1 protein-coding gene is annotated in these 1000 nt (G+C 68.2%); it reads left to right on the top strand.

Going from position 1 to position 1000, the window contains the following annotated elements:
• Positions 1-351 precede the first annotated feature (351 nt).
• On the top strand, positions 352-1000 hold a 649-nt coding region (locus tag Pen02_RS41410), incomplete at its 3' end, for a C39 family peptidase (protein WP_203871682.1).

Below are 1000 nucleotides of genomic sequence, written 5' to 3'. Positions count from 1 at the left end.
CGTCCCGTCTGACGCCGGGTGTCCGGTTTTCGGTCATGATCGAGTCGGTGGTGGGGGCGGATCGCGGAACACCGGCCGGCCCGGCATGGTTATACCCGGCGTACGTCCGCAGCAGCAGGCTTCCTGTGCGCTTGGCGGGCGGGGCCACGGGCCGGCGAGCCGCCGGGAATGGTGGACGGCCGGTCGTGGTTACATCCCCCGGCACCATGGAGCAGCGGGACCGGTTAGAACACAGGTCCACCGCACGCCCGGGTGCCATATCCCCCGATCTTTCCTCTGGTCGGGTTCTTCCCTTTCGACCCACCCCGTGTGTGGGTGGTGTCGTACCCCCGGAAATGGAAGGCGACCATCATGACTTTCGTCAACCGATGGCTCCCCGCCATCACCGAAACCCCGATCCGTAAGACCGCGCTGGGTATCGCCGGACTCGCCGTCGTCGGCGGCGCGTTCGCCGGCCCCGCCATCGCCCTCGACACCCCCAGCCCGGGTGGTTCGGCGACCGCGGCGTCGGTGACCGCCGACATCCGCGACATGGACAAGCGGGCGCCGTCGAAGGTTCTCGACTACCAGTACAAGGCGCAGGAGAACTTCTACTACTGCGCCCCGGCCGCAACCCGGATCGCGCTGTCCGCGCAGGGGCACACCCCGCCTCAGGACGACGTCGCGTCGCAGCTCGGGACGACCGAGGCCGGTACCAACTCGGCCGAGGACACCACCCGGGTGCTGAACAAGGCCGGTGGTAAGGACTACCGCACGGTGGCGATCCCGGACAAGACCGCCAAGCCGGAGCAGATGGACCGGCTCCAGGTCGACGTGGTCAAGGCCATCGACGCCAAGCGTCCGGTCGTGGTGAACATCAAGGGCACCGCCACCGACACCGACGGCGTCGCGCACTCGTACGAGGGCGGTCACTACCTGACCGTCGTCGGGTACGACGACCACGGCCGCAAGGTCAAGATCGCCGACCCGGCCAACCCCAACCAGAGCGAGTACTGGATGA

Source organism: Plantactinospora endophytica, assembly GCF_016862915.1.
Classification (GTDB): domain Bacteria; phylum Actinomycetota; class Actinomycetes; order Mycobacteriales; family Micromonosporaceae; genus Plantactinospora; species Plantactinospora endophytica.
This window is presented reverse-complemented; position numbering and strand designations above follow the sequence as displayed.